General features: G+C 72.8%; 28 protein-coding genes and 1 pseudogene. 15 read left to right on the top strand and 14 right to left on the bottom strand.

Annotation, left to right across the window (positions count from 1 at the left end):
- The first annotated feature begins 181 nt into the window (after positions 1–181).
- From ACH4SL_RS17340 to ACH4SL_RS17310, 7 genes are all read left to right on the top strand, one after another.
- Entirely contained in the window at positions 182–2,398 is a 2,217-nt protein-coding gene (locus ACH4SL_RS17340) for an MMPL family transporter (RefSeq protein ID WP_398446165.1), read from the top strand.
- A 190-nt stretch (positions 2,399–2,588) separates the two neighbouring features.
- A complete protein-coding gene (locus ACH4SL_RS17335) occupies positions 2,589–2,999 on the top strand; it encodes a hypothetical protein (RefSeq protein ID WP_398446163.1) in 411 nt (136 codons plus the stop codon).
- Positions 3,000–3,042: 43 nt separating this feature from the next.
- Positions 3,043–3,666 (top strand): thiol-disulfide oxidoreductase DCC family protein, encoded by a 624-nt coding sequence (locus ACH4SL_RS17330; RefSeq protein WP_398446161.1) that lies wholly within the window; start codon positions 3,043–3,045, stop codon positions 3,664–3,666.
- Positions 3,667–3,676: 10 nt separating this feature from the next.
- Positions 3,677–4,489 (top strand): TetR family transcriptional regulator, encoded by an 813-nt coding sequence (locus ACH4SL_RS17325; protein WP_398446159.1) that lies wholly within the window; start codon positions 3,677–3,679, stop codon positions 4,487–4,489.
- 42 nt (positions 4,490–4,531) lie between these two features.
- On the top strand, positions 4,532–5,320 hold the full coding sequence (locus ACH4SL_RS17320) for a hypothetical protein (RefSeq protein ID WP_398446157.1): 789 nt from the start codon (positions 4,532–4,534) through the stop codon (positions 5,318–5,320).
- A gap of 318 nt (positions 5,321–5,638) precedes the next feature.
- Positions 5,639–6,148 (top strand): hypothetical protein, encoded by a 510-nt coding sequence (locus ACH4SL_RS17315; RefSeq protein WP_398446155.1) that lies wholly within the window; start codon positions 5,639–5,641, stop codon positions 6,146–6,148.
- A 36-nt stretch (positions 6,149–6,184) separates the two neighbouring features.
- Positions 6,185–6,574, top strand: a complete 390-nt coding sequence (locus ACH4SL_RS17310) for a hypothetical protein (protein ID WP_398446153.1) — start codon at positions 6,185–6,187, stop codon at positions 6,572–6,574.
- A gap of 9 nt (positions 6,575–6,583) precedes the next feature.
- On the opposite strand, the gene ACH4SL_RS17305 is transcribed toward ACH4SL_RS17310, so the two are convergent.
- From ACH4SL_RS17305 to ACH4SL_RS17290, 4 genes are all read right to left on the bottom strand, one after another.
- Positions 6,584–7,735, bottom strand: a complete 1,152-nt coding sequence (locus ACH4SL_RS17305; protein ID WP_398446151.1) for a serine hydrolase domain-containing protein — start codon at positions 7,733–7,735, stop codon at positions 6,584–6,586.
- A 143-nt stretch (positions 7,736–7,878) separates the two neighbouring features.
- Positions 7,879–8,436 carry a GntR family transcriptional regulator gene (locus ACH4SL_RS17300; RefSeq protein ID WP_398446149.1) on the bottom strand — a complete coding sequence of 186 codons (558 nt, stop codon included), beginning with the start codon at positions 8,434–8,436 and terminating at the stop codon, positions 7,879–7,881.
- On the bottom strand, positions 8,436–9,248 hold the full coding sequence (locus tag ACH4SL_RS17295; RefSeq protein ID WP_398446147.1) for an aminoglycoside phosphotransferase: 813 nt from the start codon (positions 9,246–9,248) through the stop codon (positions 8,436–8,438). The genes ACH4SL_RS17300 and ACH4SL_RS17295 overlap by 1 nt, the downstream gene beginning before the upstream one ends.
- A 55-nt stretch (positions 9,249–9,303) precedes the next feature.
- Entirely contained in the window at positions 9,304–9,726 is a 423-nt protein-coding gene (locus tag ACH4SL_RS17290) for an ATP-binding protein (protein ID WP_398446145.1), read from the bottom strand.
- Positions 9,727–9,939: 213 nt separating this feature from the next.
- On the opposite strand from ACH4SL_RS17290, the gene ACH4SL_RS17285 reads away from it, so the two are divergent.
- From ACH4SL_RS17285 to ACH4SL_RS17275, 3 genes are read left to right on the top strand one after another with little or no spacing between them, the layout of a single operon-like run.
- A complete protein-coding gene (locus ACH4SL_RS17285; protein WP_398446143.1) occupies positions 9,940–10,764 on the top strand; it encodes a helix-turn-helix transcriptional regulator in 825 nt (274 codons plus the stop codon).
- Complete coding sequence (locus ACH4SL_RS17280) at positions 10,761–10,976, top strand: DUF397 domain-containing protein (RefSeq protein ID WP_398446141.1); 216 nt, start codon at positions 10,761–10,763, stop codon at positions 10,974–10,976. Before ACH4SL_RS17285 ends, ACH4SL_RS17280 begins: the two co-directional genes overlap by 4 nt.
- A 33-nt stretch (positions 10,977–11,009) precedes the next feature.
- Complete coding sequence (locus ACH4SL_RS17275) at positions 11,010–11,225, top strand: DUF397 domain-containing protein (protein WP_398446139.1); 216 nt, start codon at positions 11,010–11,012, stop codon at positions 11,223–11,225.
- Between the two features lie 78 nt (positions 11,226–11,303).
- On the opposite strand, the gene ACH4SL_RS17270 is transcribed toward ACH4SL_RS17275, so the two are convergent.
- From ACH4SL_RS17270 to ACH4SL_RS17230, 9 genes are all read right to left on the bottom strand, one after another.
- A complete protein-coding gene (locus ACH4SL_RS17270) occupies positions 11,304–11,960 on the bottom strand; it encodes a hypothetical protein (protein ID WP_398446137.1) in 657 nt (218 codons plus the stop codon).
- Between the two features lie 325 nt (positions 11,961–12,285).
- Entirely contained in the window at positions 12,286–13,542 is a 1,257-nt protein-coding gene (locus tag ACH4SL_RS17265) for a cytochrome P450 (protein WP_398446135.1), read from the bottom strand.
- Positions 13,539–14,849: a cytochrome P450 gene (locus ACH4SL_RS17260; RefSeq protein ID WP_398446134.1), complete on the bottom strand. Its 1,311-nt coding sequence runs from the start codon at positions 14,847–14,849 to the stop codon at positions 13,539–13,541. Before ACH4SL_RS17260 ends, ACH4SL_RS17265 begins: the two co-directional genes overlap by 4 nt.
- Positions 14,846–15,442 (bottom strand): GTP-binding protein, encoded by a 597-nt coding sequence (locus ACH4SL_RS17255; protein WP_398446133.1) that lies wholly within the window; start codon positions 15,440–15,442, stop codon positions 14,846–14,848. Before ACH4SL_RS17255 ends, ACH4SL_RS17260 begins: the two co-directional genes overlap by 4 nt.
- Positions 15,423–15,779, bottom strand: a complete 357-nt coding sequence (locus ACH4SL_RS17250; protein WP_031516293.1) for a DUF742 domain-containing protein — start codon at positions 15,777–15,779, stop codon at positions 15,423–15,425. The genes ACH4SL_RS17255 and ACH4SL_RS17250 overlap by 20 nt, the downstream gene beginning before the upstream one ends.
- Positions 15,776–16,225 carry a roadblock/LC7 domain-containing protein gene (locus ACH4SL_RS17245; RefSeq protein ID WP_398446132.1) on the bottom strand — a complete coding sequence of 150 codons (450 nt, stop codon included), beginning with the start codon at positions 16,223–16,225 and terminating at the stop codon, positions 15,776–15,778. The genes ACH4SL_RS17250 and ACH4SL_RS17245 overlap by 4 nt, the downstream gene beginning before the upstream one ends.
- On the bottom strand, positions 16,218–17,639 hold the full coding sequence (locus ACH4SL_RS17240; RefSeq protein WP_398446131.1) for a histidine kinase: 1,422 nt from the start codon (positions 17,637–17,639) through the stop codon (positions 16,218–16,220). The genes ACH4SL_RS17245 and ACH4SL_RS17240 overlap by 8 nt, the downstream gene beginning before the upstream one ends.
- A 548-nt stretch (positions 17,640–18,187) precedes the next feature.
- Positions 18,188–18,943, bottom strand: coding sequence for a decaprenylphospho-beta-D-erythro-pentofuranosid-2-ulose 2-reductase (locus ACH4SL_RS17235; RefSeq protein ID WP_398446129.1), 756 nt, complete (start codon positions 18,941–18,943; stop codon positions 18,188–18,190).
- Between the two features lie 43 nt (positions 18,944–18,986).
- Positions 18,987–20,357 carry an FAD-binding protein gene (locus ACH4SL_RS17230; protein ID WP_398446127.1) on the bottom strand — a complete coding sequence of 457 codons (1,371 nt, stop codon included), beginning with the start codon at positions 20,355–20,357 and terminating at the stop codon, positions 18,987–18,989.
- Positions 20,358–20,941: 584 nt separating this feature from the next.
- On the opposite strand from ACH4SL_RS17230, the pseudogene ACH4SL_RS17225 reads away from it, so the two are divergent.
- The 5 genes and pseudogenes from ACH4SL_RS17225 to ACH4SL_RS17205 form a co-directional block, all read left to right on the top strand.
- Positions 20,942–21,445, top strand: a pseudogene (locus tag ACH4SL_RS17225) (phosphatase PAP2 family protein); the annotation flags it as partial.
- 178 nt (positions 21,446–21,623) lie between these two features.
- Positions 21,624–22,526 carry a decaprenyl-phosphate phosphoribosyltransferase gene (locus ACH4SL_RS17220; protein ID WP_398446661.1) on the top strand — a complete coding sequence of 301 codons (903 nt, stop codon included), beginning with the start codon at positions 21,624–21,626 and terminating at the stop codon, positions 22,524–22,526.
- A 206-nt stretch (positions 22,527–22,732) separates the two neighbouring features.
- Complete coding sequence (locus ACH4SL_RS17215; protein WP_398446659.1) at positions 22,733–23,191, top strand: GtrA family protein; 459 nt, start codon at positions 22,733–22,735, stop codon at positions 23,189–23,191.
- Positions 23,179–24,168, top strand: a complete 990-nt coding sequence (locus ACH4SL_RS17210; protein ID WP_398446125.1) for a YihY/virulence factor BrkB family protein — start codon at positions 23,179–23,181, stop codon at positions 24,166–24,168. The genes ACH4SL_RS17215 and ACH4SL_RS17210 overlap by 13 nt, the downstream gene beginning before the upstream one ends.
- 96 nt (positions 24,169–24,264) lie before the next feature.
- Entirely contained in the window at positions 24,265–24,735 is a 471-nt protein-coding gene (locus ACH4SL_RS17205) for a GNAT family N-acetyltransferase (RefSeq protein WP_398446122.1), read from the top strand.
- Positions 24,736–24,772: 37 nt separating this feature from the next.
- On the opposite strand, the gene ACH4SL_RS17200 is transcribed toward ACH4SL_RS17205, so the two are convergent.
- Complete coding sequence (locus tag ACH4SL_RS17200; RefSeq protein ID WP_398446120.1) at positions 24,773–26,146, bottom strand: D-alanyl-D-alanine carboxypeptidase family protein; 1,374 nt, start codon at positions 26,144–26,146, stop codon at positions 24,773–24,775.
- Positions 26,147–26,160: the final 14 nt, after the last annotated feature.

Genomic DNA, 26,160 nt, shown 5'->3' with positions numbered 1-26,160 from the left:
CACACCGGGTGTCCTCCGGGGGGCGCGAACTTTGGAGTTCCTTGAGAGAAGGCCGTTGGACTTGGTGGGCGGGCCTGTCACCACTGACTCTGGTGGGGGGCGAGTGATCACGGCACGACCGTACGCAACCGTACGGAGCCGCAAGGACGACGATGACGACGAAGATGATGGGGGATGGATCGTGGCCTCTCTGGCGCGATGGTGCTTCCGGCACAAGTGGGTGGTGATCCTGCTGTGGGTGGCGGCGCTGCTCGGCGTCGGTACCGCGGGCAGGATCGCGGGCGACGCGTACTCGAATGTCTTCTCGCTCCCGAACACCGAGTCCAACAAGGTGCTGGAACTGCTCGACCAGGCCGTGCACAGCCAGTCGGGCGAGAGCGACACGGTGGCCTGGCACACCGACTCCGGCACGGTGAAGGACCCGGCGGTCAAGGACCGGATCGTCCCGATGCTGGAGAAGATCCGGCACCAGAAGGACGTCGGACAGGTCGTCAGCCCGTACGACCCGGCCGGGGCGACACAGATCAGCAAGGACGGCAAGACCGCCTACGCCCGTGTGACGTACGACGTCCTGGGCTCCGCGCTCGACGAGGCGCAGGTCCACGACCTGGTCGACACCGCGCACTCCGCGCGGGCCGACGGGCTCAGGGTCGAGGTCGGCGGCGACATCATCGGCCTGATCGAGCAGCCGCCCGCGGGCGTGAGCGAGTTCGTCGGCATCGCCGCCGCCGCGGTCGTGCTCTTCCTGGCGTTCGGCTCGCTGCTGGGCATGCTGACACCGATCGTGACGGCGCTGTTCGCCATCGGCATCTCGTCGTCGCTGATCACACTGCTCACCCACGTCGAGAACGTGCCGGACTTCTCCGGCCAGCTGGCGATGCTGGTGGGCCTCGGCGTCGGCATCGACTACGCGCTCTTCATCGTCACCCGGCACAGAAAGGGCATCCTGAGCGGCCTGTCGCCGGAGGACGCGGCGGTCAAGGCGATCAACACCTCCGGGCGCGCGGTGCTCTTCGCGGGCGGCACGGTCTGCATCGCGCTGCTGGGCATGTTCACCGTGGGCCTGAGCTTCCTCTACGCGGTGGCGATCTCGTCGGCGATGACCGTGGTCGTCTCCGTGATCGGCGCGGTCACGCTGCTGCCCGCGCTGCTCGGTCTGTTCGGCATGAAGGTGCTCAGCCGCAAGCAGCGGCGGCGCTTCGCCGCCGAGGGTGTGCGGACCGGGGAGCCGGTGGGCGCGTCGGCACGCTGGTCGTCCTTCGTGCAGCGGCACCCGCGCTCGCTCGCCGCCGCCGCGATCGTGGTCATGGCGACGCTGGCGATCCCGACGCTTGCGCTCCGGCTCGGCTCGTCCGACCAGGGCAACAACCCGACGTCGACGACGACCCGCAAGGCGTACGACATGCTCGCCGACGGCTTCGGCCCCGGCTTCAACGGCCCGCTCACCATCCTCGCCGAGGTGCCCGGCGGCCAGCGCGACAAGCAGGCCCTGGACAACCTCGTCACGACACTCGGCCACACCAAGGGCATCGCCTACGCCGCCGCCCTGCCGATGGAGCCGAACAGCAAGGTGGCCCTCGTCCAGGCGGTGCCGACCACCTCGCCGCAGGACAAGGAGACCGACACCCTCATCAACCACCTGCGCCACGACGTCGTACCGGCCGCCGAGCGCGGCACCACGATGAAGGCGTACGTCGGCGGTCCGACCGCGATCTTCAAGGACTTCTCCAGCGTCCTCGGCGGGAAGATGCCGATCTTCATCGGGGTGATCATCGCCCTGGGCTTCGTGCTGCTGCTGCTCGCCTTCCGCAGCATCGTCGTCCCGCTCACCGCGGCGGTGATGAACATGGTCGCGGCGGCGGCGTCCTTCGGCGTCCTGGTCGCGACCTTCCAGTGGGCGTGGGGCGGCAGCCTGCTCGGCGCGACCCGGGAGGGGCCGATCGACGCCTTCCTGCCGGTGATCATGCTGGCGCTGCTCTTCGGGCTGTCGATGGACTACCAGGTCTTCCTGGTCAGCCGGATGCACGAGGAGTGGGTCCACACCCGCGACAGCGCCCGTGCGGTACGGGTCGGGCTCGCCGAGACCAGCCGGGTGATCACCTCCGCGGCCGTCATCATGGTGTGCGTCTTCGGCGCCTTCGCGCTCAGCGGGGTGCGCGTGCTCGGCATGTTCGGCGTCGGGCTCGCGGGCGCGGTCGCGCTGGACGCGTTCATCCTGCGGTCGGTGCTGGTGCCCGCGCTCATGCACATCTTCGGCAAGGCCAACTGGTGGCTGCCCGCGTGGCTGGACAAGCGGCTGCCGCACATGGCCGTCGAGCCCGCGGACGAGGCCGCGCCGGACCCGGCGGCCAGGCCAGGCCAGGAGCCGGACCTCGCGCTCGCGTCCTCCTCGGACTGACGCCTCCCCTCCCGCCTTCCCCCGCCCGGCCCGGCTCCGAACCCTCGGAGCCGGGCCGGGCTTTTTCGTGCGTGGCCTGGGTCACAGGCCTGCCTCCGGCTGCGAGCTTGAACGCGTTCAAAAAGAGGTCTAGCGTCTGTGGCACAAGGTTTTGAACACGTTCAAGGAACGTCTGAGGGGTGGGATCATCATGGACCTGACCGTGGTCGCCTACGCGGTCTACCTGGTGGTCAGCGTCGCGCTGACCGTCTGGGTGGCCAGGACACTGAGCGCGAACGGGCGCGTCTTCCTCGCCGACGTGCTGCACGGCAACGAGCAGCTCGCCGACGCCGTCAACCACCTGCTGGTCGTCGGCTTCTACCTGGTCAACCTGGGCTTCGTCGCCCTCTACCTGAAGTCGGCGGACACCGTCGACGACGCCCGGCAGGTCTTCGAGGAGCTGTCGGTGAAGCTCGGGGTGGTGCTGCTGGTGCTCGGGGTGATGCACCTCGGCAATGTGTACGTCCTCAACAAGATCCGCCGCCGCGGGCTGATGGAGCGCGAGCAGTACCCGCCCGTCGCTCCCGACGGCTTCACCGCGACGAAGCCCGCGGGGGCGTGAGGTGCCCGCGCCCTCGGGTCCCGGGAGCGTGCCTCCTGGGAGGGTGCCTCCCGAGCCCCCCGCGCCCGCCGCCCCTGCCGCGCCGGAGGGGGGCGCGGCAGGGGCGGGGGCCCGGCGGCGGGAGCCGCTGCGCGGGCTCACCGTCCTGACCGACCCGGCGTGCCGCCTGTGCCGCTTCGTCGCGGGCTGGATCGCGGGGCAGCGCAAGCTCGTCCCCGTCGCGCTCGTCCCCGTCGGCTCCGCCGAGGCCCGCCGCCTCTTCCCGGACCTGGACCACGACGGGGCCACCCGCCGCGAGATCACGGTCGTCGGGGACGCGGGCCAGGTGTACGTGGGCCAGGCCGCGTGGGTGGTCGTGCTGTGGGCGCTGGCCGACCACCGCGCCCTCGCCCACCGGATGAGCACGCCCGCGGGGCGGCGGCTGGCGCGGGCGGCGGTGCTGGGCGCGGCGAAATACCGCGAGGGCGCGAACACCCACCACCCGGGCGCGCGGAAGCTCCCGCGCACGTACACCCTCCCCCTTGAGCCGCCCCGCACCCCCGGGAACCGCACCGCCTGGGTCTACGACGGCAACGGCGGCTGGACGGTACGCGGCTCGGGCCCGTTCGCCGGACCCGCCCGCGACGAGGCGCCAGGGTGCGGGGAAGGGTGCCCACCGCCGGGCTAGGCTCACCGCAATGGACCACAAGCACAGCCCCGACGAACGCCCTCCGGCCCCTTCGCAGGCCCCCGGGCCCGCGGAGGAGCTGCCCGGCGGCCGGGCCCGGCCCAAGACCGGCAAGAGCGAGCAGACCCGGGCGCTGATCCTGGAGACCGCGATGCGGCTCTTCCGGGAGCGGGGCTACGAGAAGACCACCATGCGGGCCATCGCCCAGGAGGCGGGCGTCTCGGTCGGGAACGCGTACTACTACTTCGAGTCCAAGGAGTTCCTGATCCAGGGCTTCTACGACCGGATGACGTACGAGCACGCCGCGGACGCCGCCGTCCGCATGGCCGGGGTGCGGGAGTTCGACGTACGGCTGCGGATCGCGCTGGAGTCCTGGCTCGACTGCGCCGCGGATTACCACGAGTTCGCCGCCCAGTTCTTCCGTACGGCGGCGGACCCGGACAGCTCGCTCAGCCCGTTCTCGAACGAGTCCCACCCGGCGCGGGCGACCGCGGTGGACCTCTTCCGCGACGTCCTGACCGGCTCCGACCTGGCCCCCAAGCTCGATCCCGAGCTGGCCGACCTGCTGCCCGACCTGCTGTGGCTGCACCTGATGGTCGTCGTCCTCTACTGGGTCTTCGACCGCACCCCCGACACCGAGCGCACCCGCGAGTTCGTCCGCCGCTCGACCCCCTTCGTGGCCCGCCTGATCGCCCTGTCCCGCTACCGCGTCTTCCGCCCGATGGTCCGCGACGCGAAGTCCCTCATCCAGGACTTCGTGCTCCCCACGATCGGCCGCACAGCCGTCACCCGCCCCACCCCCGCCCCCAAGCGGCGCACCTGACCCCCCGTCGGGCCCCGCCGCCCCGCCCGAAAGGCCCCGGCGATGCCCGACACTCCTCCCCCGCACGACCGCCCCGGCTGCGGGGGCGCCTTCCTCGTGGTCGTCGCCCTGCTCGGCGGGCTGCTGTGCGCAGCGCTCGCGGCGACCGGCAGCCTCGATGTCGCCGAAGTCCCCGACCAGGGGCCCTGGAACGCGTACAAGACGGTGTCGCTGTGGTGGGGCGCCGCCGCGGGAGCCACGACGCTGCTCCTCGCCTTCGTCCCCTCCGCCCGCCCCGCGCGGTCCACCGTCCGCCGCATGGCCGCCGCCGACGCGGGCCTGGTGCTCGCGGTCTTCTGGCCCCTCCAGGTCGCGATACTCGCCGTCTACGCCGCGACCCGCCGCTCCCTCCCCCGCACGCTCCGCGTCCTGGCCGTCCCGGCAGGCGCCGGGGCGCTGCTCGCGGGCGTCCTGTGGGGCGGCCCGGCCCACGACAACGCGCAGATCCTCGACGACGAGACCGCGACCGCCGCGTCCCTGGCAGGCGACTGGCACACCGCGTCCGGCGGCCGCCTCCACCTCGGCGCGGACGGCCGCTTCGAGGCCACCCACGTCCCGCCCACCCTCTTCACCGACAGCTTCACCGGTTCTCCGCCCGGACCGACCGAGGCGCACGGCCACTGGACGTACGCGTACCAGTCCTGGAGCACCAGCTTCACCTTCCTCGCCGAGGACACCCCGTCCGCCACCCCGACCTGGCTCACCGCCTACCGCACCCGCCACGCCCACATCCTCTGCATCGCCATCGACCCCGACACGCCCTGCGCCCCGGACGCGGTCTTCGTCCGCTGAGCCCCGCTCCCCCCGGCAGAAAGGCCCCGGCGATGCCCGACACTTCTCCCCCGCGCAACGCACCCGGGTGCGTGGGTGCCCTGCTCCTGCTCGTCGCCGTGGTCGGCGGGCTCTGGTTCGCTGCGTTCGCCGTGGAGGAGACGCTGGATCCGGTGGCCTACGACGTGCCCGGGCAGGACGGGTGGGACGCGTACGTCCTGGTGGCGCTGTGGTGGGGGGTGGCCGCGGCCCTGGTCACGGTGCTCGTCGCCGTCTTCCGGGGCACCCGGCCGGCGAGCACGACGCGGTGGCGGATGGGGCGCCTCGGTCGCCGCCCTGGTGCTCGCCGTCTTCTGGCCCGTCCAGGCCGCGGTGCTCGCCGGTTACGCCGTGACCCGCCGGTCACTGCCCCTCGCGCTGCGCGTCCTCGCCGTCCCGGCGGGCGTCGCGGTCCTGATCGCCGGGGGCACATGGGACCGCCGGGCGCAGGACGACTCCCACGTCCGCCGGGACGGCTCCGCGACCGCGGCCACCGTGACGGGCGACTGGCACACCGCCTCCGGCGGCCGCCTCCACCTCGGCGCGGACGGCCGCTTCCGGGCCACCCGCGTCCCGCACGGCCTCTTCCCCACGGGCACGGTGCACGCCGACAACACGGTCGACGCCCACGGCCTCTGGAGCTACAGCGGCGGCTTCTTCTTCACCCTGGACCCCTCCCTCGACCCGGAGGGCGTCTGGGCCGGCGCCGACCTGCGCCTCGAAACCCTCCGCGCAGGAGGCACCCCCTTCCTGTGCGTCACCCTCGACCCGGACTCCGCGTGCGCCCCCGGCACGGTCTTCGTCCGCTGAGCCCTCACTCCGCAGCCGCGTCCGAAAGGCCCGACCGTGCCCTGGAGAACGACCCCGCCCCCACCGCGCCCCGAACTCGGACACACGGGCACCTTCCTCGTGCTGCTCGCCATCGCCGGCGGGCTGTGGTACGCGAGATACGCCGCGTGGGCCACGCTGCTCTTCGCCTACAGCCTGTCCAGCCAGGACGCGCGGGGCGTGTACGTCCTCGTCGCACTGTGGTGGGGCGTGGCCGCGTCCGTCACAACCCTCGTGCTCGCCCTTCGCCGTCCCGCCCACACCGTACGCAAGATGCTCGCCGCGTTCGCCGGCCTGGTGCTCGCCGTCCTCTGGCCCCTCCACCTCGCGGCCCTCGTCACCTACGCCGTGACAGACCGGGCCCTGTCCCGCAAGCTGCGCGTCCTCGACGGCCGGGACGGTGGATGACGCCCCGGCCTACAGGGTGGTGGTGCCCTTGGCGCACAGGGCGTGGTCGATCAGGGTGCTGCCGGCCTTCTCCTGGGCCAGGATGTGCTCCAGGGTGTCGCCGCGGGCCTCGGACATGGAGACCACGGCGCTGCGCCGGCCGTCGGCGGTGACGCCGTTGAGGGTGATGTAGCCGGCGTCGCCGCCCTCGTGGCTCCAGTAGGTTCCCCCGCAGCTCAGCGGGCGTTGGACCAGGCCGAGCCCGTATCGGCCGCCGGGCCAGGACTGGGCGACCTGACCGCTCACGGGGACGGTCTGCTTCATCTCGGCCAGTTGTCGCGTCGGGAGCAGGTGGCCCGCGAGCAGCGCGCGGAAGAAGCGGTTCTGGTCCCGTGTGGTCGTGACGAAGGAAAGGCTCTCGTGCTCCACCGGTATCTGCTCGGTGACGTCCACCACGGAGTCGGGGCCGAAGAGCTGGTAGGCCTGGGCATGGGGCCGGGGCAGGGTGGCGGAGGTGCCGCCCCACCGGGTCTGGTCGAGGCCGAGAGGGCGCAGGATGCGGGCTTCGATCTCCTGGTGGGCGGGCCGGCCGGTGGCCTTCTGGATGATCATGTCGAGCAGGATGTAGTCGGTGTTGGAATACCCCCAGCCCTCGCCGGGCGGGAAGTCCGGCGCGTGGGTCATGGCACGGGCGACCAACTGCGCGGCGCTGTAGACGTCGTAGCGCTGCTGGTAATACTCCTCCGGCGTGGAGTATCCGGGCAGGTCGTCGTGGATGCCGCTGGTGTGCTGGAGCAGTTGGCGGACGGTGATCCGGCTGCCGTCGTTGCCGTTGCCGCGCACCACTCCCGGCAGCCAGCGGTCGACCGTGTCGTCCAGGGACAGCCTGTGCTGGGCCTCCAGTTGGAGGACGACGGTGGCGGTCAGCGTCTTGGCCGTGCTGGCCATACGGAAGTAGCCGTCGGGAGAGACCGGGCGGCCGGTGTTCAGGTCCGCGGTGCCGCTGGTGGCGACCGACTGCCGTCCGTCAGGCCCGATCACGCGGGCCTGCACGCCGCTGACACCGAGGGCGTGGATCGCCTCGGTGTCCTGGCGCAGCTGCTTCGCAAGAGACGGCCGGGCAGGCTGGGCGGCGGCGGTGGCCGCCTCTGCGGCAAGCAACGTAGCGACACCGAGTGCCACAGCAAGGTACTTTCGCAGCGTCAAAGTCATGTCCGGGACGCTAGTTTCGCCCCCGGACGGGTCGCGATCCGATCAACCCCAGGATCGGAACGGGGGATAACCCCCGGCGCGGGACGGTGTGCTCGATCGCGTCGGTGGGTGAGCTATGCCTTCGGCTGGGCGGATGGGTGCCGGGTGATCCGGTAGCCGACTTCGAAGGCGTCCGCGCTCATGCGCGTGTCGTTGACCTCGACCGTCAGGCCGTCGCGGGTGGCGGTCCGCACGATCCGCAGGAGCGGGACGCCCTTGGGCAGGCGAAGGCGCGCGCCCTCGTCGGGGGTGGGCATGCGGGCGCTCACGGCCTCTTCCCAGGAGAGCAGGTGGCCGCCTTCTTCGAGCCGGTCGTAGATGCCGCCGGGGCCGGTGTCCCGTTGGGCGAGCCGGGTTCCCCGTGCGACGGAGGCCGGCAGGTAACTCGTGGCCAGTTGCATGGGGACGCGGGTGGCGGGGTCTCCCATGAGCCGGTCGCGGACAAGGACGTCCTCGTCGACCGGCACACCCAGGAGCGCGGCGACGTCGCGCGGCGCCGGTGCCCAGGTGATGGTGGGCGGCTCCAGCGCGGTCCATGTCCGGGCGGTGGGGTCGAAGTAGTACCCGCGTTCGTCGCGGTGGACCTGGCGGGGTCGGGGCGTCCGGGTCTCGGAGAACTCGGTGCGGGCCATTACTTCTCCTGGAGCAGGTGGCGGAAGCGGTCGTTGCTCGGACGGGACTGCTTCTCACCGATTCTGGCGGTCCATTGGCGGCAGGTCGCGTTCACGTAGGCCGCGATCGCGTTCGGGGCGGCCGTCCGCCATGCGGGGAGACCGCTGAGCCAGGCGAGAGCCGTGGCCGGGTCCTGGTCGGATTCCATGAGGCGGACCGCCGTGTTCGCCGGGTCCACCCACGCGGGTCCGAGCGCGGGCATCGCCCAGTCCACCACGTAGGCGGCTCCGCCGTGCCGGGCGATCATGATGGTGTGGGGGTTGGTGTCCGTGTGCAGGAGGCTCGTCCCGTTGAGCAGCCGCTCCTCCCCGGGCTCCAGGAATCCGGCCAGGCGGTCGGAGATCCGGGGCAGGCCGTAACTCCCCAGCAGGTCGGGTCTCGGGCCGGTGATGCGGCCCATCCGCGTCAGGGTCCGCCGCACGGCAGGCAGGTCCGCCGTTCCCGGGCTCAGGTCCGCGTGCCGCCCGGCGATGTGGTCGAAGGCCAGGCAGTACCACCCGGCCGCCCCGACCGTGAGGCGGATCGCCGGGGTGCAGCCTCGCACCGCCCGGTTCACCATCCCCTCGGTCCGCAGTCCTGCGACGGCCGCGCGGTCCGCGTCGCGGGCTCCCTTGAGGAGGAGGCGACCGTACCGCTCGGTGTCCACGACGAGGGCCGCGGAGCAGGTGAGTCCCGACGTCACCTCGGCCGAGCGCGTCACCGCACCCGCGCGCTGCTCGATCGCTCCGCGGAGCGCCGACGGCAACTCCTCCCAGCTCACCCGCTCACGCATGGTCCCTCACATCCGCTGTGCGGGTGGCCGGATGTGCCCGGCCACCCGCACAGCGTCAGAGTTCGGCCCACGTGAGCTTGCCGATGCCCTCGCGCGGGGCGATGCCCCAGTGGCCCGCCGTCAGGGCGTCGACCACGGGGAGGCCGCGGCCGTGCTCCGCGTCCGGGGCGGGGATACGGAGGACGGGGACGGACTCCTCCGCGTCGTGGACCTCGATCCGCAGGCCGGTCGGGCGGCCGCCCTCCGCGGGGCGAAGACGCACGAAGCGTGTCTCGACGCGGTGGCCGCGCGGGACGGTGTGCTCGATCGAGTTCGTCATCAGCTCCGAGAGCACCACGCACGCGTCGTCCGCCAGCCCGAGCAGGCCCCAGCGGCTGAGCGTCGCCCGTAACGCGTGCCGGGCCTCCGGCACGCACCGATGCATCGAGGGCCAGCGGAACACCGCCGGTTGCTCCAGCGTCCGCCCGGGAGTCTCCATCGTGGGGGGCCTTTCTTGCCGTTTCCGCTGCGCAGGCGCTGCGCGGCTCGTAGCGTGGAAGGTCCAACGGTGGGTGAGCGTCACCTCACCCGCCGTCGTCGGCTCTGCTTGTGAGCCTGGTAACGCCTCACAAGAGTCGCGCCCGCCGCACCTCCCTGACCAGAGGAAACGTGGTTCCAGGCGCGTTGGAACATCAGGGAGTTGAGGTAACTGATGCCCCATCAAGAGCCGGACACAGCCCGGGACGGCGCTGCGTACTTCGGGCACGAGGTCTTGAAGTTCCGCAAGCAGAGGGGGATGACGCAGCAAGAACTGGCCACCGATGCGGGCTACGAGCGCCCGTACGTCACGAGGGTGGAAGGCGGCACCCTGCTGGCGTCGATGCACTTCGCCGAGGCCTGCGACCGCGTCTTCGGTACGCCGGAAATGTTCGCACGGCTGCGGCAGCGCGTGGCCGAGCGCGGGCACCCGGGCTGGTTCATCCGGTACGCCACCATCGAGCAGGAGGCCAAGTGCATCCTCGACTCCTCACCGGTCGTCATCCCCGGCATCCTCCAGACCCGGGAGTACGCCACGGCGATCTTCCGCCAAGCTCACCCGCGGGAGAACGCCGAATCCATTGCGGAACGCGTCGAGGCTCGTCTCGCGCGCCGAGCGGTGCTCACCCGCCCGAATCCGCCGCTGTTGTGGGTTGTCATTCACGAGGCGGCGCTGCGCATGGTCATGGGGAGCAAGGAGATCATGGCCTCCCAACTCGCCAGCTTGCTGGCCGACGAAGCCGCCAGCCCGCACGTCACTATCCAGGTGCTGCCCTTTGCGCAGGGACTGCCCGCAGGGGCCTCACTCTTCATCCTGGTGACGCCGGAGAAGGGCCCGACCCTGCTCTACACGGAAACCATGACCACGGGGCACGTTGACGACTCTGCGGCTACGGTCGCGGAGGCTCAGGACCGGTACGATCGGCTGCGAGCCGCCGCGCTACCTCCCGAGGAGTCGCTGGCGTTCATCCGTCAAGTGATGGAGGAGTACGAACAATGAGCACCACCCCTGACCTCGCCGGCGCGACATGGATCAAGAGCAGCTACAGCGACGGCAACGGCGGTGCGTGCGTCGAAGTAGCCCCCGGCTTCCCCGGCGTCGTCCCGGTGCGTGACTCCAAGGACCCCGAGGGCCCCGCCCTCACCTTCGGCACCTCCGCCTGGCACACCTTCGTTGCCGCCGTCCGCCAGGGCGACTTCGGGGACGTCTGACAGCCTCAGCTCGAACCGCCAAGGGGGCACGCAATGAACACCGCTTCCGACCTCACCACCGCCGCGTGGATCAAGAGCAGCTACAGCGCCGGCAACGGCGGCGCGTGCGTCGAAGTAGCCCCGGGGTTCCCCGGCATCGTGCCCGTGCGCGACTCCAAGGACCCCGAGGGCCCCGCCCTCACCTTCGGCACCTCCGCCTGGCACGCCTTCGTCAGCGCCGTCCGGCAGGGCGACTTCGGGGACGTCTGACAGCCTCCGCCGGAAAAGGCCACGGCCCCGCCGCCCGGGCGATTCCGGGGAGCGGGGCCGCAGCGCGTGCGGGGGCGGTTACTTCATCGGGATGTCGAAGTTCTTCGCCGTGATCTTCGTGCCGTCCGACGCGTTCGCCGCGAGGCGCTTGTAGCGCAGGACGAGAGAGGTCTCGGTCTTCTTCGGGGTGAAGACGACCCAGCCGGTCGTCGTCTTGCCCGTCGACGCGTCCTCCAGGGGGGTGTAACCCGCCGCCTTGATGTCGTCGTCGAGGATTGTGGTGCTGGCCTGGTCGATGCCGTTCGACTGGTTCGTCAGGTAGAAGGACGTGGCGCCGAAGCTGTCGTAATACTTGGAGCTCGCGGTGACCTTGACGTTGACCAGGACGACGTTCTCGTCCTCCAGCGCGGAGAACTTGCCCTTCGAGGCGGCGGAGGGCTGGAAGCCCGAGATGTAGCTGATGACCGTCGCCTTCTCGCCCATCACGTCGTCCGTGAAGGACTTGTTGACGGTGACGGGCTTGCCCTGGGCCGCGGTGTCGCCGCCTGCGTCGGTGGCGGAGTCGGTCGGGGCGGGGGCGTCCGTGGTGGGCGCGTCCGTCGTGGCCGGGGCGGTCGCGGACGGGCTGGAGGGCGCGTCGGACGACGAGTCGTCGTCGTTGCACGCGGTGAGGAGCGCGCTGCCGGCTATGACCGCGGCGGCGACGGTGAGGGTGGTGGTGATACGGACGCGCAAGGCAATGCCCCCCGGTTGCGGAAATACGAGTACGGGAATCGGGCCGGACCGACTGGTCCGTGCACCGATCCGTTCGTGCGAGTCGTCGGCGACGACGCGTCACTATACACGCAGGCCCAATGCGTACGGTTTCCCGCCCGGTTGTCAAGGTTCCGTGAAGAATTCCGCCGCCGGGCGTCCGATATCCGGAAGAACGAAACTCCGACTTAGCAACGACCTGTGCGGCGTACGTAAGTAATCGACTTACGCAGAAATGAGATTGACGTCACGTCAGAGAATGTCACACCGGGCCCGCCCGAGGACTCGGGAGGGCCCGGCGCGGGATTCAGCTCCGCGAAGCGGCGGGGGCGCCGAGGCGGATCGGGACGCGGGACATGTCGTTGCCGATGAACGACGGCTGCGGCACCAGCGCGGCGGCGTCCGCCTCGACCGAGGCGTCCGGGAAGCGCGCGAAGAAGGCGGGGAGGGCGACCTCGCCCTCCAGCTTGGCCAGCGGCGCACCCATGCAGTAGTGCATGCCGTAGCCGAAGGTGAGGTGGCTCTTGTCCTCGCGGTCGATGTCGAAGCTGTCCGCGGACGCGTGCACGCCCGGGTCGCGGCCGTGGGCGCCGAAGCCGATGATGACCGCGTCGCCGGTGCGGATGACGGCGCCCTCGCCGAGGTCGATGTCGGCGGTCGCGTACCGCAGGGGCATGTGCATGATCGGCGGGTGCAGCCGCAGCGTCTCCTCGATCACGTCCGTCCAGCGGGCCGGGTCGCGGCGGACGGCGGCGAGCTGCTCGGGGTGGGCGATCATCATCCGTATCGCGTGGCTGATCATCGCCACGGCGGTCTCGCTGCCCGCGCCGATCATCAGGATGAGGGTCGAGATCAGCTCGTTCTCGTCGAGCCGGTCGCCGTCCTCCTCGTGGGCGCCCAGCAGCAGGCTGGTCATGTCGTCGCCCGGCGCCTGCCGCTTGGTCTCCAGCAGCCGGTACATGGCGGCGCCCATGTCCCGGTTGATGGCCTGGCCCTCCTCCTGGGTGGCGCCGCTCATCGTCAGGACGCGGTCGATGACGTCCAGCATCGCGGGGCGCTGGTCGTCGGGGACGCCGAAGAGGTCGCAGATCAGCCGGGTCGGCACCTGGTAGGCGAAGTCGGCGCGCAGGTCGTACAGGGAGCCGGGGGCCTCGCGCTCGCGCCGCTCCAGGCCGTCCAGCAGGTCGGTGACGATGCCCTGGAGCACCGGGCGCATCGCCTCGATGCGGCGCGGGGTGAAGGCGCGGCTGATGAGCTGCTTGAGCCGCTGGTGGTCGGGGTCGTCGGAGGTGAACATGCTCTTGACGTCGACCCAGGAGTAGAGCCACGGGATGGCGCCGGGGACGTAGCCGGGCCAGCTCCTGCGGGCGTCCTTGGAGAGCTGGTCGCCGCTGAGCAGCCTGCGTATGACGTCGCCGCGGGTGACGGACCAGGCCGTCACACCCTCGGGGAGCGCCACGCGCACGGCGGGTCCGGCCGCGCGGAGTTCGTCCGCCTGCGCGTAGAGGCGGGTCCCGCCGCTCGCGTCGAGCGTCACGTCGGTACCGGTGGTGCTGCTGGTCACGGTGTACCTCCATCGGTTGCGGCGGCCCGGATGGCCGCTGCGGACTTCGGGCGGAACGTCACGGGCATCGCGACCGGGCACTGGTGGAAGGGGCCGTGGCGGAGCTGGATCTCGTCGTCCGTCACGGCCAGTTGCATGTCCCACAGCTGGTCGAGTGCCGTCTCGATGCCGGTCTGGGCGATCACGGTGGCCTGGCTGATGGCCGGGCAGCGGTGGGGTCCGGCCGACCACGCGAGGTGGGACCGGTTCTCGTAGCCGAGGTCGGCGGGCAGCCCGGGGTCGGTGTTCGCCGCGGCGTGGCTGACGAGGATCGGTACGCCGCCGGGCACCGCGATCCCGTGCAGGGTGGTGTCCTTGCGGGCGAAGTGGACGGAGAAGTTCGCCATCGGGCTGCGCACCCACAGCGCCTTCTCCAGCGCGCGGCGCACCGTCACCGTGCCGGCCGCGAGCGTGCCCGCGTAGGAGTCGTCGCCCAGCAGCAGGTGCAGCGCCCAGCCCATCCACGCGGCGGTGGGGATGACGCCCGCGCCGACGGTCGTGTAGAGCTGGTTGAGGGTCTCCTCGTCGCTGAGCTTCGCGTCGTGGCCGAGCAGCCAGGACGTGAGGTCGTCGCCCGGCTGGACGCGGCGCAGCTGGATCAGCTCGTACAGCAGCCCGGCGTAGTCGACGGCGCCCTGCGCGGCCTCCGGGCCCGCGCTGATCATCTGCTGGGCGAGGCGCACCATGCGGGTGGCCATCTCGGAGGTGCAGCCCAGCAGGTCGGCGAAGACCATGAGCGGCAGGGTGTCGGCGAAGTCGGCCATCATGTCGGCCGCGCCCTGCTCCGCGACCCGCGAGACCAGGGTCAGCGCGCTGCGCCGGGTGACCTCGCGCAGCCGGTGCGGGCTGATCCGGGCGATGCAGTCGTCCAGCGCCCAGCGCAGCCGGGTGTGGTCCTCGGCGTCGGCGTACAGCACGGAGGCCCGCCAGGCCATGAGCGGCAGGACGGGGCTGTCCTGCGGGACCTTCCCGGCGTTGAGGTCGGCCCACAGCCGGGAGTCCTTGGCGTAGACGGCCGGGTCGTTGAGCATGTCGACGGCGGCGCGGCGGCCGGTGACGACGAGCGCGTGCACCCCGGGGGCGATCTCCGCCCAGGCGCCCGCGCCCTGCGCGCGCAACTGCGCGTAGACCTCGGCCGAGCGCGTGGCGAACGACTCGCCGTGCAGCACGGGGCACCCCTTCGCGGACAGCGGCAGTTCGGGGGCGCCGGTCGCTTCGGGGGCGCCGGTCGTTTGGGGAACGCTGGTCGCTTCGGGAGCGCTGGTCATGAGGCGGGCTCCAGGCTGGAACGGGACAGCAGGTGGGAGACGAGCGCGACGAGCACGGACTTGGCCGAGTCGCGCTCGCGGACGTCGCACGTCACCAGCGGCGTCCAGGGGTCCAGGTCGAGCGCGGTGCGCAGCTCGGCCTCGGTGTAGCGCGGGGCGTTCGGGAATTCGTTGACGGCCAGGACGTAGGAGATCCCGGCCTCCTCCAGGCGCTCCATGGCGTCCCAGGACTCGGCGACGCGCCGGGTGTCGACCAGGACGACGCCGCCGAGCGCCCCGTACATCAGGTCCTCGATCATCGAGGCGAACCTCGGCTGGCCGGGGGTGCCGAACAGGTAGAGCACGATGTCGTCGGTGAGGGTGAGGCGGCCGAAGTCGTGGGCGACGGTGGTGGTGTCCTTGTCCTCCAGGCCGCGCAGGTCGTCGACGAGTTCGCCCGCCCGGGTGAGCCTCTCCTCCGTCGACGCCGGGGCGATCTCCGAGACCGCCCCGACGAAGGTCGTCTTGCCGACGGCGAAGGGCCCCATCACGACCAGCTTGACCGGGGTCACCCCGGCGTCGAGGTAGTGGCCGTCAGAGCTCTTGGAGTGCATTGAGCATCCTCTCCAGCAGCGCCCTGTCGTGCTTCTGAGCCGCGGGCGCCGGGTTGCGGGCGATGAGGTGGCCGCTGTCGACCAGATGCGCGGCGATCACCTTCGTGACGGCCCCGGGCAACTGGAGGTCGGCGCTGACCTCGGCCACCGACAGCGCCCCCGGCAGGCAGTGCTGCATGACGCGGTAGGCGTGCGGGCCCAGGCCGCGCAGGGGCATCTCGCGGTCGGCGATCAGGATCGTCGCCAGGTCCAGCGACCGGCGGGTGGGCGCGGCATGCCCCTCCGCCGGTGTGTACGGGCGCACCATCCCGGTGCGGCGGCGGCCTCGCGGCGTCATGACGTGGCCGCCCCCGGCGCGTCCGCGGCCCGCCTGCGCTCGCGGGCCGAGAGGGCGTCGCGCAGCCCGTTGATCGCCTTGATGGTCGCCGCGGAGGCCACGGCCACCTCGGGGCTGGTCATCTCGGCGTCCACGGCGACCGCGAGGGCGGTGCCGTGGCCGGCGCTGAAGACCAGGATGCAGTGGTCGGGCAGGTCGATGATGATGCGGTGCGGCGAGGTGCCCTCGATCTCGGCGAATTCGCTGATGCTGCGGCCCAGCGCGAAGGCGGCGCACGCGTTGGCGGCGGTCCGCTCGGCGACGGGGCGCTCGATGTCCGAGGTGGCCGCGAGGACCAGGCCGTCGGCGGAGAAGAGCACCGCGTGCAGGACGCCCTTCTCCTTCCTGAGGTGCTCCAGCACCCAGCTCATGTCGTGGGTGTCGGCGGTGGGCTGCTGCTCAGTCATCGCTGCGCTCTCCTTCGGTGTGCTGGTCCTCGCCGTCGCGGATGGCCGCCGCCAGACCGGCGAAGCCCTCGCTGAACGCCTCGGGGTCCTGTTGCGGGGCCGGTTCGGCGACGCGCCCGGCGGCGGGGTCCGCGGCCCGGGGCCGGCGCCTGCGGCGCTGCGGCAGGCCGACGCTGCTCTCCGTGCGGCCGCCGCCCGCGGGGGCCTCATCGAGCACGGGCACGCCCATCGCGGCGCGGGCCTCGCGCCGTTCGGCCCGCTGCTCCTCCTCCGTCGGCCCGCTGCCCAGCAGTTCACGGGGCACGTTCAGCACCGCGCGGACACCGCCGTACGGGGAGGTGGAGCTGACGTCGACGCGGAAGCCGTACGCGGCCATGAGCCGGCCGATCACCGGGAAGCCGAGGCTGAGGGTGTCGGGGACGGTCGTGACGTCCAGCACGGTCTGCTGCGCCAGCAGCCGCTCGGCCTCGGTGCGCTGCTGGGGGCTCATGTTCAGGCCGCTGTCGTCGACGACGACGACCCAGCCGGTCTGCGTCTGCTGCACCTCGACGAGCACCTTGCCGTCGGAGTAGGAGGCGGCGTTGGACAGCAGCTCGGTGAGCGCGATGGTGACGGGCTCGACGACCCGGCCCTCCACCCACACCCCGCCGCTGATCGGCTCGTGGGTGTAGTGGACGCGCTGGTAGGCGTCGATACGGCCGCGGGCGGACTCCACGATCTCGGCGAACGTGCAGTCGGCGCGCTGGAGTCCGGGCCAGGACCCGGCGAGGATGCGCAGCCGCTGGAGGGTGTGCACGGAGCGGGTGAGCGGGTGGTCGATGTTCATCAGCCCCTGCTGGAAGGCGGTCGCCTCGGGGACCTTGTTCATCTCGTCGATGACCGCCATCTGGCAGCGCACGAGGTACGTCTGCGCCTCGTCGACGAGGTCGCGCACCGAGGCGCGGGCCGCGAGGCCTATGGACTCGCGGGTCAGGCCTATCGCCTCGGAGCACAGGTCGAGGACGGTGCGGTGGTGGCCGTCGACCGGCATCCCCTCGAGGGAGTCGTCGAGCAGCCCGGGGAGGGTGATGCCGCGGTGGCCGCGGGCCTGGGTGTCGACCAGCGCGGGCAGCCTGACCTTGGCCAGGTGCTCGATCTCCGCGGAGAGCGCGGCGGCGTGCCGCTCGGCCTCGCGCAGCCGCTCCGCCAGGTCGTCGGCCCGTCTGCCCGCGGCCTGCTCGGCGGCGCGGGCGCGCTCCTCCAACTCGCCGGTCTTCAGGGTGACGGCCTGTTCGGACGCCCGCAGGCGCTCCTGAAGCTGTCCCGCACGGGTGTTGGCGGCCCTTTTGGCGCGCGTCTGCGCGACGAGGCCGGCCGCCGAGGCGGCGAAACCGCCGCCCAGCAGCGCGGCGGTGGTCACCAGTGGCTCGATCATGGGGGGTCCTTGTACGGCGTGGTCAGGTGAACGGGAAGGTCGCGGCCGCCCGGGAATTCCGCGCGGGTCGGCCGGGCCGGTCGGGCCGATGGGAGCTGTTCACGCCGTGGGGGGCGAATCCGCGGTCGGCGCCGGGATTGCGCTGCCGGTCAGAGGGAGTTCGTGCCGGTGGGCGCGGTGATAACGGGCGCCGCTTCATGACCGAGACTGCACTGTGGAGGCCCAAACCTGGGGAGCGTTGACACGTGAACCTTTGAACGCGTGCATCCCATCCGTAACCCGGTGCGCACGACGCCGTGCACGATACCACCGGCCGATCGGCGATCGGCGATTTCGGGAATAGCGAATGCGGCAAAGCACCGGCGCACCAAAACTACGGAAAGCCCGGCACAAACAGCCCTCATCCTGGCGCTGCTGACGGCCCGTCGGCACGACGAATTCAGGCCGTTCCGTGGCCGGATTCCGGCGGTCCGAAATATCGGCAATTCCGGAAACGGGGGAAGCTCTCGGACGGAAAGCCCCCGGACGGGCGGCTCTCGAACGCCGTCTCAGACGGGCAGTCGGCGGAAGAGCGGGCGCGGGAGGTGGCGGACGGCCGTCATGACCGCGCGCAGGGTGCCCGGGACCCAGATCGTCGTGCTGCGGCGGCGCAGGCCCGTCTCGATCGCGGCGGCCACCGCCTCCGGGGTGGTGGCCAGCGGGGCGGGCGGCAGACCCGCGGTCATCCGGGTGTGGACGTAGCCGGGCCGCACCGCCATGACGTGCACCCCCGAGCCGTGCATCGCGTCGGCCAGGCCCTGGCAGAAGGCGTCCAGGCCCGCCTTGCTGCTGCCGTAGATGAAGTTGACGCGGCGGGCGCGCTCGCCCGCGACGGAGGAGAGCACGACGAGCGAGCCGTGGCCCTGCGCCTGGAGGGCGGCCGCGCCGACGAGGGCGGCGGAGATCGCGCCGGTGTAGTTGACCTGCGCGACGTGCACGGCCGCGAGCGGCTCCTGCTCGTCGCGCGCCTGGTCGCCGAGCACGCCGAAGGCGAGCAGCACCATGTCGATGTCGCCCTCGGCGAAGACCTTGCCGAGCGTCACCTCGTGCGAGGCCGGGTCGAGCGCGTCGAACTCCACCGTCGTGACGCCCGCGCCGAGCGCGCGCAGCGACTGCGCCGCCGCCTCCAGCTGCTCGGACGGGCGCCCGGCGAGGAAGACCGTGCGCGTACGGCGGGCGATCAGCCGGCGCGCGGTCGCCAGGCCGATCTCCGACGTGCCGCCCAGCACCAGCAGGGACTGCGGGGCACCGAAGGCGTCCTTCATGGCTTCTCCCTCAACACGGTGGGCTTCGCGGTGGTTCCCGGCCTCATACGCCCAGCCGGCGGGCGAGGTCGGAGGTGATGGCGCGGCGCGGGTCGACACGGGCGCGCAGCTCGCGGAAGTCGTCGAGCCGCGGGTACATGCGGGCCAGGACGTCGGGGCGCAGCCGGGCGTCCTTGGCGAGGTAGACCCGGCCGCCGGCCGCGGCGACCTCGTCGTCCAGCTCGTCGAGGAAGGCGGCCAGGCCCGGAAGACCCGCCGGGATGTCGAGGGCGAGCGTCCAGCCGGGCACCGGGAAGGACAGCCACCCGGAGTCGGCCTCGCCGAAGCGCTTGAGGACGGCGAGGAAGGACGGGCAGCGGCGCGAGCCGATCCGCCGCACGATACGGCGCAGCGCGTCCTCCTCGCCGTAGCCCACGACGAACTGGTACTGGACGAAGCCGCCGGGCCCGTAGACGCGGTTCCACTCGGGCAGGCCGTCCAGCGGGTGGAAGAAGGCGGAGAGCTTCTGGATCCGGCCGCGCTGCTCGCGGGGCGCCCTGCGGTACCAGAACTCGTTGAACAGGCCCACGCTGCGGCGGCCCAGCAGCCCGCCGGGGGTGAAGCGGGGGGCGGCGGGGAGCCGGGTGGCGGGGCGGAAGGCGAGCGGTTCGCGGCGCAGCCGGGGCGGCAGCGCGTCGAGCGGGGCGTGGTCACCGCGGGTCAGGACCGCGCGGCCGGTCTTCGCGCCGCGGGCGAGCAGGTCGATCCAGGCGACGGAGTAGCGGTAGCGGTGGTCGTCGGCGGCGAGCCGGGCCATCAGGTCGTCGAGGTCGGTGGCGCGCTCGGTGTCGACGGACATGAACGCGGTCGCGACCGGCAGCAGCGCGATCGTGGCCGCGAGGATCACGCCCGTCAGGCCCATGCCGCCCGCGGTGGCCCAGAAGAGGTCGGGCTCGTCGTCCGGGGTCACGACCCGGGTCTCGCCGTCGCCGGTGAGCAGTTCGAACGCGCGGACATGGCGGGTGAAGGAGCCGGACAGGTGGTGGTTCTTGCCGTGGATGTCGGCGCCGATCGCGCCGCCGACCGTCACGTACCGCGTGCCGGGGGTGACCGGCACGAACCAGCCGAGCGGCAGCAGCACCTGCATCAGGCGGTGCAGCGACACGCCCGCGTCGCACGTGACCAGGCCGCCGACGGCGTCGATCTCGTGGATGCGGTCCAGGCCCGTCATGTCCAGGACCGCGCCGCCCGCGTTCTGCGCGGCGTCCCCGTACGCCCGGCCGAGCCCGCGGGCGATCGCGCCGCGCCCGCCGCACTCGCGCACGGCGCGCACCGCCTCCTCGTACGACCCGGGGCGCAGCACCTGGGCGGAGGTGGGAGCGGTGCGGCCCCAGCCGGTGACGGGGACGGCCTCGGCGGCCAAGGGTACGGGCATATCGCTGACCGTATCGCCCGGAAGATACCAAAAGGGGGTTATGCACAGGCTTCTCACCGTAAAGGGCGAGCGGTCCGGCGTGAGCGGTGGCCCCGCACGGTAATCACTCGGGGCTGGACGCACCACGCGGCGACGATTCGCCTGCCGCGGGCGCCCGGCGCGCACGAACGGCCCCGCGGACCTCCTGCGGGACCGGGCCGAGGTGGCACCGCCGCCCGCCCCACCCCCTGCGGAGGGAGAGACCGCCGATGCGCCCGTCCGACTCCGCCGCACCCCGCGGCAGCACCTCGATATCCAGCCCGGAGCCCGAGCCGACGCCGGGAGCTGCGGCGCCGCCCGCGCCGCCCGCTCGACACCCCGACCCGAGCGCTGTCGCCCCGCCCGCGCCGACCGCCCGGCCGTCGGAGGCCCCGTCAGGGCCCGCGCCGCAGCCCCCCGGCGGAACGGGACGGCCACCGCTGCGCGCGGACGCGCCACTTCCAGCGGCGCCGGACGCCTGGCAGCCCGCGGCCGCTCGGCCGCACCTCGCGCTTGTCTGGTCCGCCGGGCGGGACGACGCGCCTGCCGGGCGTGCCCGGCGGGTCGTGCGCGACGCCGTGCGGGCCGAACGGCGGCTGCTGGTGGGCCTGCGGGCCGGTGGGCGGGACCCGCGGGTCGCCGCCGCCGTACGCGTCCTCGGGCTCGCCGGGGAGCACGGCGCCGTCTGGCTCGCCGCGGGGGCGGCGGGCGCGGTCGCCGACCCGGAGCGGCGCGCTGCCTGGGCGCGGGCCACGGCCCTGGTCGCGGGGGCGCACCTCGCGAGCATGGGCGTCAAGCGGGTCGTACGGCGGCCCCGGCCGCTGGTCGGCGAGGCGCCGCTGGTGCGGACCGCCGGGCGCCACTCCTTCCCCAGCTCGCACGCCGCGAGTTCGGCCGCCGCGGCCGTCGCCTTCGGGGCGCTGCTGCCGGGAGCAGCCACCGTGCCCGTGCTCGCCGCCGCCATATGCGTGTCGCGGCTCGTCGCCGGGGTCCACTACCCGAGCGACGTCGCGGGCGGCGCGCTGCTGGGCGCGGTCGCCGCGCGGGCGGCCCGGGCGTGGGTCGCCGGTGAGCGCCCGGGCGTCCCGGACGCCCTGCGCGACGCGGCCCGGCACGTACTGCCGCGAATCGCCCGCATATTGCCCAGCGCCGCAGGCATGCGTGGGCGAGGGGGTGGGGGGCGTGGGTGAGCCGTCCGCTGTGCTGGTCGAGGAGACGACGGGGGGTGCGGGGGTTGCGGGGCTCGGGGTGGGGCGGGTGCCGGGGGGGCTGTCCGCGGGGCTGGTGCGGACTGCCCGGCCGCGGCAGTGGGTCAAGAACGGGCTGGTCCTGGCCGCGCCCTTCGCCGCCGGGCGGCTGCTGACCGCGGGCGAGTGCGTGCGGCTCGGCGTCGTCCTGGTGCTGTTCACCGCGTGCGCGTCCGCCGTCTACCTGATCAACGACGCCCGGGACGCCGAGGCCGACCGGGCCCACCCGGTCAAGCGCCGCCGCCCGGTGGCCTGCGGGCAGGTGCCGGTCGGCGCCGCATACGCCACGGGCGGCGCGCTCGCCGTGGCCGCGCCCGTGACCGCCGCCCTCACCTGCGGCGCCGACACCGCCGGGCTGCTCGCGGGCTACGTGCTGATGCAGCTGGCCTACTGCGTGTGGCTCAAGCACATGCTGGTCGTCGACCTGGTGATCGTCACCACCGGCTTCCTGATGCGCGCCATGGCGGGCGGCATCGCCCTCGGCATCGGGCTGTCGCGCTGGTTCCTGATCACGTCCGGCTTCTGCGCCCTCTTCGTCGTCGCCGCCAAGCGGTATTCGGAGCTGGTGCTGATGTCCGGTCAGGACGGCGACGTGGCCGCCTCCCGCGCGCTGCTCGGCGCGTACACCTCGGGCTACCTGCGTTTCGTGTGGCAGCTCGCGGCGGGCGTCGGGGTGCTGGCCTACTGCCTGTGGGCGATGGAGACCGGGGCGCGGCCGTCGGGGCTGCTGCCCTGGCGCCAGCTGTCCATGGTGCCCTTCATCCTCGCGGTGCTGCGCTACGCCGTCTTCGCCGACGCCGGGTCGGCCGGGGCGCCCGAGGACGTACTGCTGCGCGACCGCGCCCTGGTGGTGATCGGACTGGCATGGGGGGCGCTGTACGTGCTCGCCGCGGTCAACAGGTGAGCGGGCGCGGCGTACAAACCCGGCGCACATTGCGCCGCCCGCCGCGTATCGCCACGCGGCGGGCCCACCGGCGCCACCTGCCGGACCTGCGGCGCCACGGCACCGGATTCCGGCTCACCCGGCGTACATTGCCGCGCCGTTCGCGCGGGCGCCCGCGCCGCCCCGCCGGGGGAATCGCCGTCCTCTTCCCCGCGCGGCTGCGCGCCATGCTCCCGGAGATCGCCGGATTCGCCCTCTCCGGGGGCGCCGCCTATGCCGCGGACCTGGCCCTCTTCATCTGGCTGCGCGGCCACGCCGGGCTCGGCCCGCTCTCCGCCAAGGCGCTGTCCTTCCTCGCCGGATGCGGCGTGGCGTACAACGGCAACGCGCTGGGTACGTACCGGCGCCGCGTCCTGGCCACTCCGCGGGTGCGCCGCTACGGCGTCTTCTTCGCCGTCAACGCGGCGGGCGCGGGCGTGCAGCTGCTCTGCCTGGCCGTGTCGCACTACGCGCTGGGCCTCACCGGTGCGCGCGCCGACGTCGTCTCGGGCGGGGTCGTCGGCATGGCGCTGGCGACCGCGCTGCGCTTCTGGGGCACCCGCACGCTGGTCTTCCGTACCGCCACCCGGCGCAGTCGCGGCGTGCGGCGGGCCGACGAGGGTAGCCGACCGACATGGACTGGCTGACCCGTATCCCGTGGATCGGTCCGCGGCTCGGGCCGTGGTACGACCGCCACCTCAAGTCGCGCGTCGAGCGCGCGATGCGCACCCACGCCTACCGCGCCTTCGACCACCTCCAGGACGTGCACTGGACGCGGCTGGCGGCCGCGATGACCTTCACGAGCTTCCTGGCGCTCTTCCCGCTGATCACGGTCGCGGCCGCGGTGGGCGCGGCCCTGCTGTCGCAGGGGCAGCTGAACCGGCTGGAGAACAAGCTCATCGACCAGATCCCCGGCATCGCCGACCAGATCGACATCCACGGCCTGGTCGCCAACGCCGGCACGGTCGGCCTCATCGCGTCCGGCGTGCTGCTCTTCACCGGTATCGGCTGGGTCAGCTCGCTGCGGGACTGCCTGCGCGCGGTGTGGCGCAAGGACGACGTGCACCCGAACCCGGTGAAGGCCAAGCTCACCGACGGGGTGATCCTGGTCGGGCTCGGCGTCGCGGTGCTCGTCTCGCTCGGCGCGTCCGGCTTCGCGACGGCCGCGGTCAACTGGTCCGCCGACCACATCGGCCTGTCGGAGCACGGCGCCGGGCGCATCGCGCTGACCGTCGTCGGCTACCTGCTGGCGGTGGTCGCCGACTTCCTCATCCTGGTCTACCTGCTCACCCTCACACCCGGCGTGGACCCGCCCCGGCAGGCCGTGGTGGTGGCCGCGACGATCGGGGCGGCCGGGCTGGAGATCCTGAAGGTCGCCCTGTCCGGCTACCTCCAGCGCGTCGCCGGGCGCAACATCTACGGGGCCTTCGGCACGCCCATCGCGCTGCTGCTGTGGTTCAACTTCATGGCCAAGCTGCTGCTGTTCTGCGCCGCCTGGACCGTCACCCCGCGCTACCCGCCCGAGCCGCTCGGCCCCCACCCGCCGCTCCCCGAGGAGGGCGGCGGGGCGACCCGCTGGAAGAAGTCGCCGCCGCCGGGGGAAGCCCGCGAGATCCGCCCGTAACAAACGGAGGGGAGAATTCAGGCAGGCCGCCCGCGCCCCGGGCCGGTCCGCCCGCACGACGCGGCAGACGAACGACGGACGAAAGACCCGCACCGCATGCACATCGCGACCGACGACCTCTCGGGCCCCGAGATAGCCGCCTTCCTCCACGAGCACCTGGCGCACATGCGCTCCCTCTCGCCGCCCGAGAGCACCCACGCCCTCGACCTGGACGCCCTGCGCGCGCCCGGCGTCACCTTCTGGTCGGTACGGGACGGCGAGGGCGGCAGCGGCCCGCTCGTCGGCTGCGGCGCCCTCAAGGCGCTCGACGCGCGGCACGCCGAGCTGAAGTCGATGCGCACCCGGCCCGCGCGGCAGCGCGGCGGCATCGCGTCGCTGCTGCTCACGCACATCCTCGACGAGGCCGCCGGAATGGGTTTCACCCGGCTGAGCCTGGAGACGGGCAGCGACGAGCCGTTCCTGCCCGCGCGCCGCCTCTACGCCAAGTTCGGCTTCACCGAATGCCCGCCCTTCGGCGACTACCGGCCCGACCCGTACAGCACCTTCATGACCCGCGAGCTGGGCTGACGGCCGGGCCGTCAGCCCCTCTCCGGCCCCGCGGGGCTCAGCGTCTGCGGTGGCTGCGGCGCCGCCCGCCGCCCGCGCCGCCCGGGGTGCGCGGCTCGCCCGACCCGATGCCGGACCCGCCCGCCGTTCCCGGCAGCGGGCGCCTGCGGCGGATGACGGCCACGATCGCGCCCAGCACCACGACCGTGCCGAGCGCGATGCCCGCGGCCGTCCAGACGCCGCCGCCGGAGGACGAGGTCGCGCTCGCCGAGGCGTCCACGTGCTTGCCCGGCGCCTTCGCGGCCGCGCTGGCCGAGGCCGCGGCCTCCTGCGACGCCCTGACCTGGCTCAGCGGCGGCACCAGCGTGCCGACCGGCTTGGCCGTGGCGCCGCTCTTGAAGCCCCAGTCCAGCAGCGAGGCGGCCTCGCGGTAGACGTTGTTGTGGCCGGGGGCCGGGTTCATGACCGTGACCAGCAGCGTCCGGCCGTTGCGCTGCGCGACACCGGTGTAGGTGGCGCCCGCGTTCGTGGTGTTGCCGTTCTTCACACCGGCGATGCCCGCGTAGCGCTTCAGGTCGTAGTCGCCGCTCAGCAGGCGGTCGGTGTTCTGGATCTGGAAGGACCCGCGGACCTTCTTGCCGGTCTTCTTGTCCTTGGTGAAGTCACCGGGGAACTGCGCGACGACCGTCGAGCAGTACGCGCGGAAGTCGGCGTTCAGCAGGCCCTGGCGGGCGAAGAGCGTCAGGTCGTAAGCACTGCTGTGCTGGCCCGGTTCGTCGTAGCCGTCCGGCGTGACGACATTGGTGTCGCCCGCCTGCAGCTCCTTGGCCATGGCGTTCATGTCGGCCACCGTCTTCGGCACGCCGCCGTTCATCGCCGCCAGGACGTGCACCGCGTCGTTGCCCGAGCGCAGGAAGACGCCGAGCCACAGGTCCTTGACCGTATACGGGTGGTTCTCCTGTATACCGACCAGGCTGCTGCCCTCGCCCATGCCCTTGAGGTCGCTCGCGGCCACGACGTGGGTCTGCGTCTTCGGGAACTTCGGCAGCACCGTGTCCGCGAAGAGCATCTTCAGGGTGCTGGCCGGGGCCAGCTGCCAGTGCGCGTTGTGCTCCGCGAGGATGTCGCCGGTCTCGGCGTCCGCGACCAGCCACGAGCGGGCGGTCAGCTTCGCGGGCAGCGCCGGGGCGCCGCCCGACAGGTCCACCTGGGTCCCGGGCACCCCCAGCCGGTCCCCGCCGACCGTCGACATCTGCGCCGGTGGCTGCGGGGTCTTGGGCGCGCGGACGGGCGCGGCGCCCGCCGTTCCCGCGCCGACGGTGCCGCCCAGCAGTGCGGCGGCAGCGAGGCTCGCGAGGGCCCCCGTGACGCGGCGGCGCCGGGCGGGGCGCGGCCTCGCGGGGCGGACAGGTCCGGTGAGTGACGTCAGCACCCGCCCGAACGTAC

This window comes from Streptomyces sp. NPDC021020, assembly GCF_044333285.1.
Taxonomy (GTDB): domain Bacteria; phylum Actinomycetota; class Actinomycetes; order Streptomycetales; family Streptomycetaceae; genus Actinacidiphila.
This window is presented reverse-complemented; position numbering and strand designations above follow the sequence as displayed.

What these genes read in the sequence shown, in the direction of transcription:
- ACH4SL_RS17300 (WP_398446149.1), bottom strand. Translation starts at nt 8,436, where the DNA reads ATGGCCCGCACCGAGTTCTCCGAGACCCGGACGCCCCGACCCCGCCAG.
- ACH4SL_RS17245 (WP_398446132.1), bottom strand. Translation starts at nt 16,225, where the DNA reads ATGACTGAGCAGCAGCCCACCGCCGACACCCACGACATGAGCTGGGTG.
- ACH4SL_RS17275 (WP_398446139.1), top strand. Translation starts at nt 11,010, where the DNA reads ATGAACACCGCTTCCGACCTCACCACCGCCGCGTGGATCAAGAGCAGC.
- ACH4SL_RS17295 (WP_398446147.1), bottom strand. Translation starts at nt 9,248, where the DNA reads ATGCGTGAGCGGGTGAGCTGGGAGGAGTTGCCGTCGGCGCTCCGCGGA.
- ACH4SL_RS17255 (WP_398446133.1), bottom strand. Translation starts at nt 15,442, where the DNA reads ATGCACTCCAAGAGCTCTGACGGCCACTACCTCGACGCCGGGGTGACC.
- ACH4SL_RS17325 (WP_398446159.1), top strand. Translation starts at nt 3,677, where the DNA reads ATGGACCACAAGCACAGCCCCGACGAACGCCCTCCGGCCCCTTCGCAG.
- ACH4SL_RS17285 (WP_398446143.1), top strand. Translation starts at nt 9,940, where the DNA reads ATGCCCCATCAAGAGCCGGACACAGCCCGGGACGGCGCTGCGTACTTC.
- ACH4SL_RS17230 (WP_398446127.1), bottom strand. Translation starts at nt 20,357, where the DNA reads ATGCCCGTACCCTTGGCCGCCGAGGCCGTCCCCGTCACCGGCTGGGGC.
- ACH4SL_RS17210 (WP_398446125.1), top strand. Translation starts at nt 23,179, where the DNA reads ATGGACTGGCTGACCCGTATCCCGTGGATCGGTCCGCGGCTCGGGCCG.
- ACH4SL_RS17335 (WP_398446163.1), top strand. Translation starts at nt 2,589, where the DNA reads ATGGACCTGACCGTGGTCGCCTACGCGGTCTACCTGGTGGTCAGCGTC.
- ACH4SL_RS17280 (WP_398446141.1), top strand. Translation starts at nt 10,761, where the DNA reads ATGAGCACCACCCCTGACCTCGCCGGCGCGACATGGATCAAGAGCAGC.
- ACH4SL_RS17235 (WP_398446129.1), bottom strand. Translation starts at nt 18,943, where the DNA reads ATGAAGGACGCCTTCGGTGCCCCGCAGTCCCTGCTGGTGCTGGGCGGC.
- ACH4SL_RS17250 (WP_031516293.1), bottom strand. Translation starts at nt 15,779, where the DNA reads ATGACGCCGCGAGGCCGCCGCCGCACCGGGATGGTGCGCCCGTACACA.
- ACH4SL_RS17215 (WP_398446659.1), top strand. Translation starts at nt 22,733, where the DNA reads ATGCTCCCGGAGATCGCCGGATTCGCCCTCTCCGGGGGCGCCGCCTAT.
- ACH4SL_RS17320 (WP_398446157.1), top strand. Translation starts at nt 4,532, where the DNA reads ATGCCCGACACTCCTCCCCCGCACGACCGCCCCGGCTGCGGGGGCGCC.
- ACH4SL_RS17290 (WP_398446145.1), bottom strand. Translation starts at nt 9,726, where the DNA reads ATGGAGACTCCCGGGCGGACGCTGGAGCAACCGGCGGTGTTCCGCTGG.
- ACH4SL_RS17240 (WP_398446131.1), bottom strand. Translation starts at nt 17,639, where the DNA reads ATGATCGAGCCACTGGTGACCACCGCCGCGCTGCTGGGCGGCGGTTTC.
- ACH4SL_RS17205 (WP_398446122.1), top strand. Translation starts at nt 24,265, where the DNA reads ATGCACATCGCGACCGACGACCTCTCGGGCCCCGAGATAGCCGCCTTC.
- ACH4SL_RS17260 (WP_398446134.1), bottom strand. Translation starts at nt 14,849, where the DNA reads ATGACCAGCGCTCCCGAAGCGACCAGCGTTCCCCAAACGACCGGCGCC.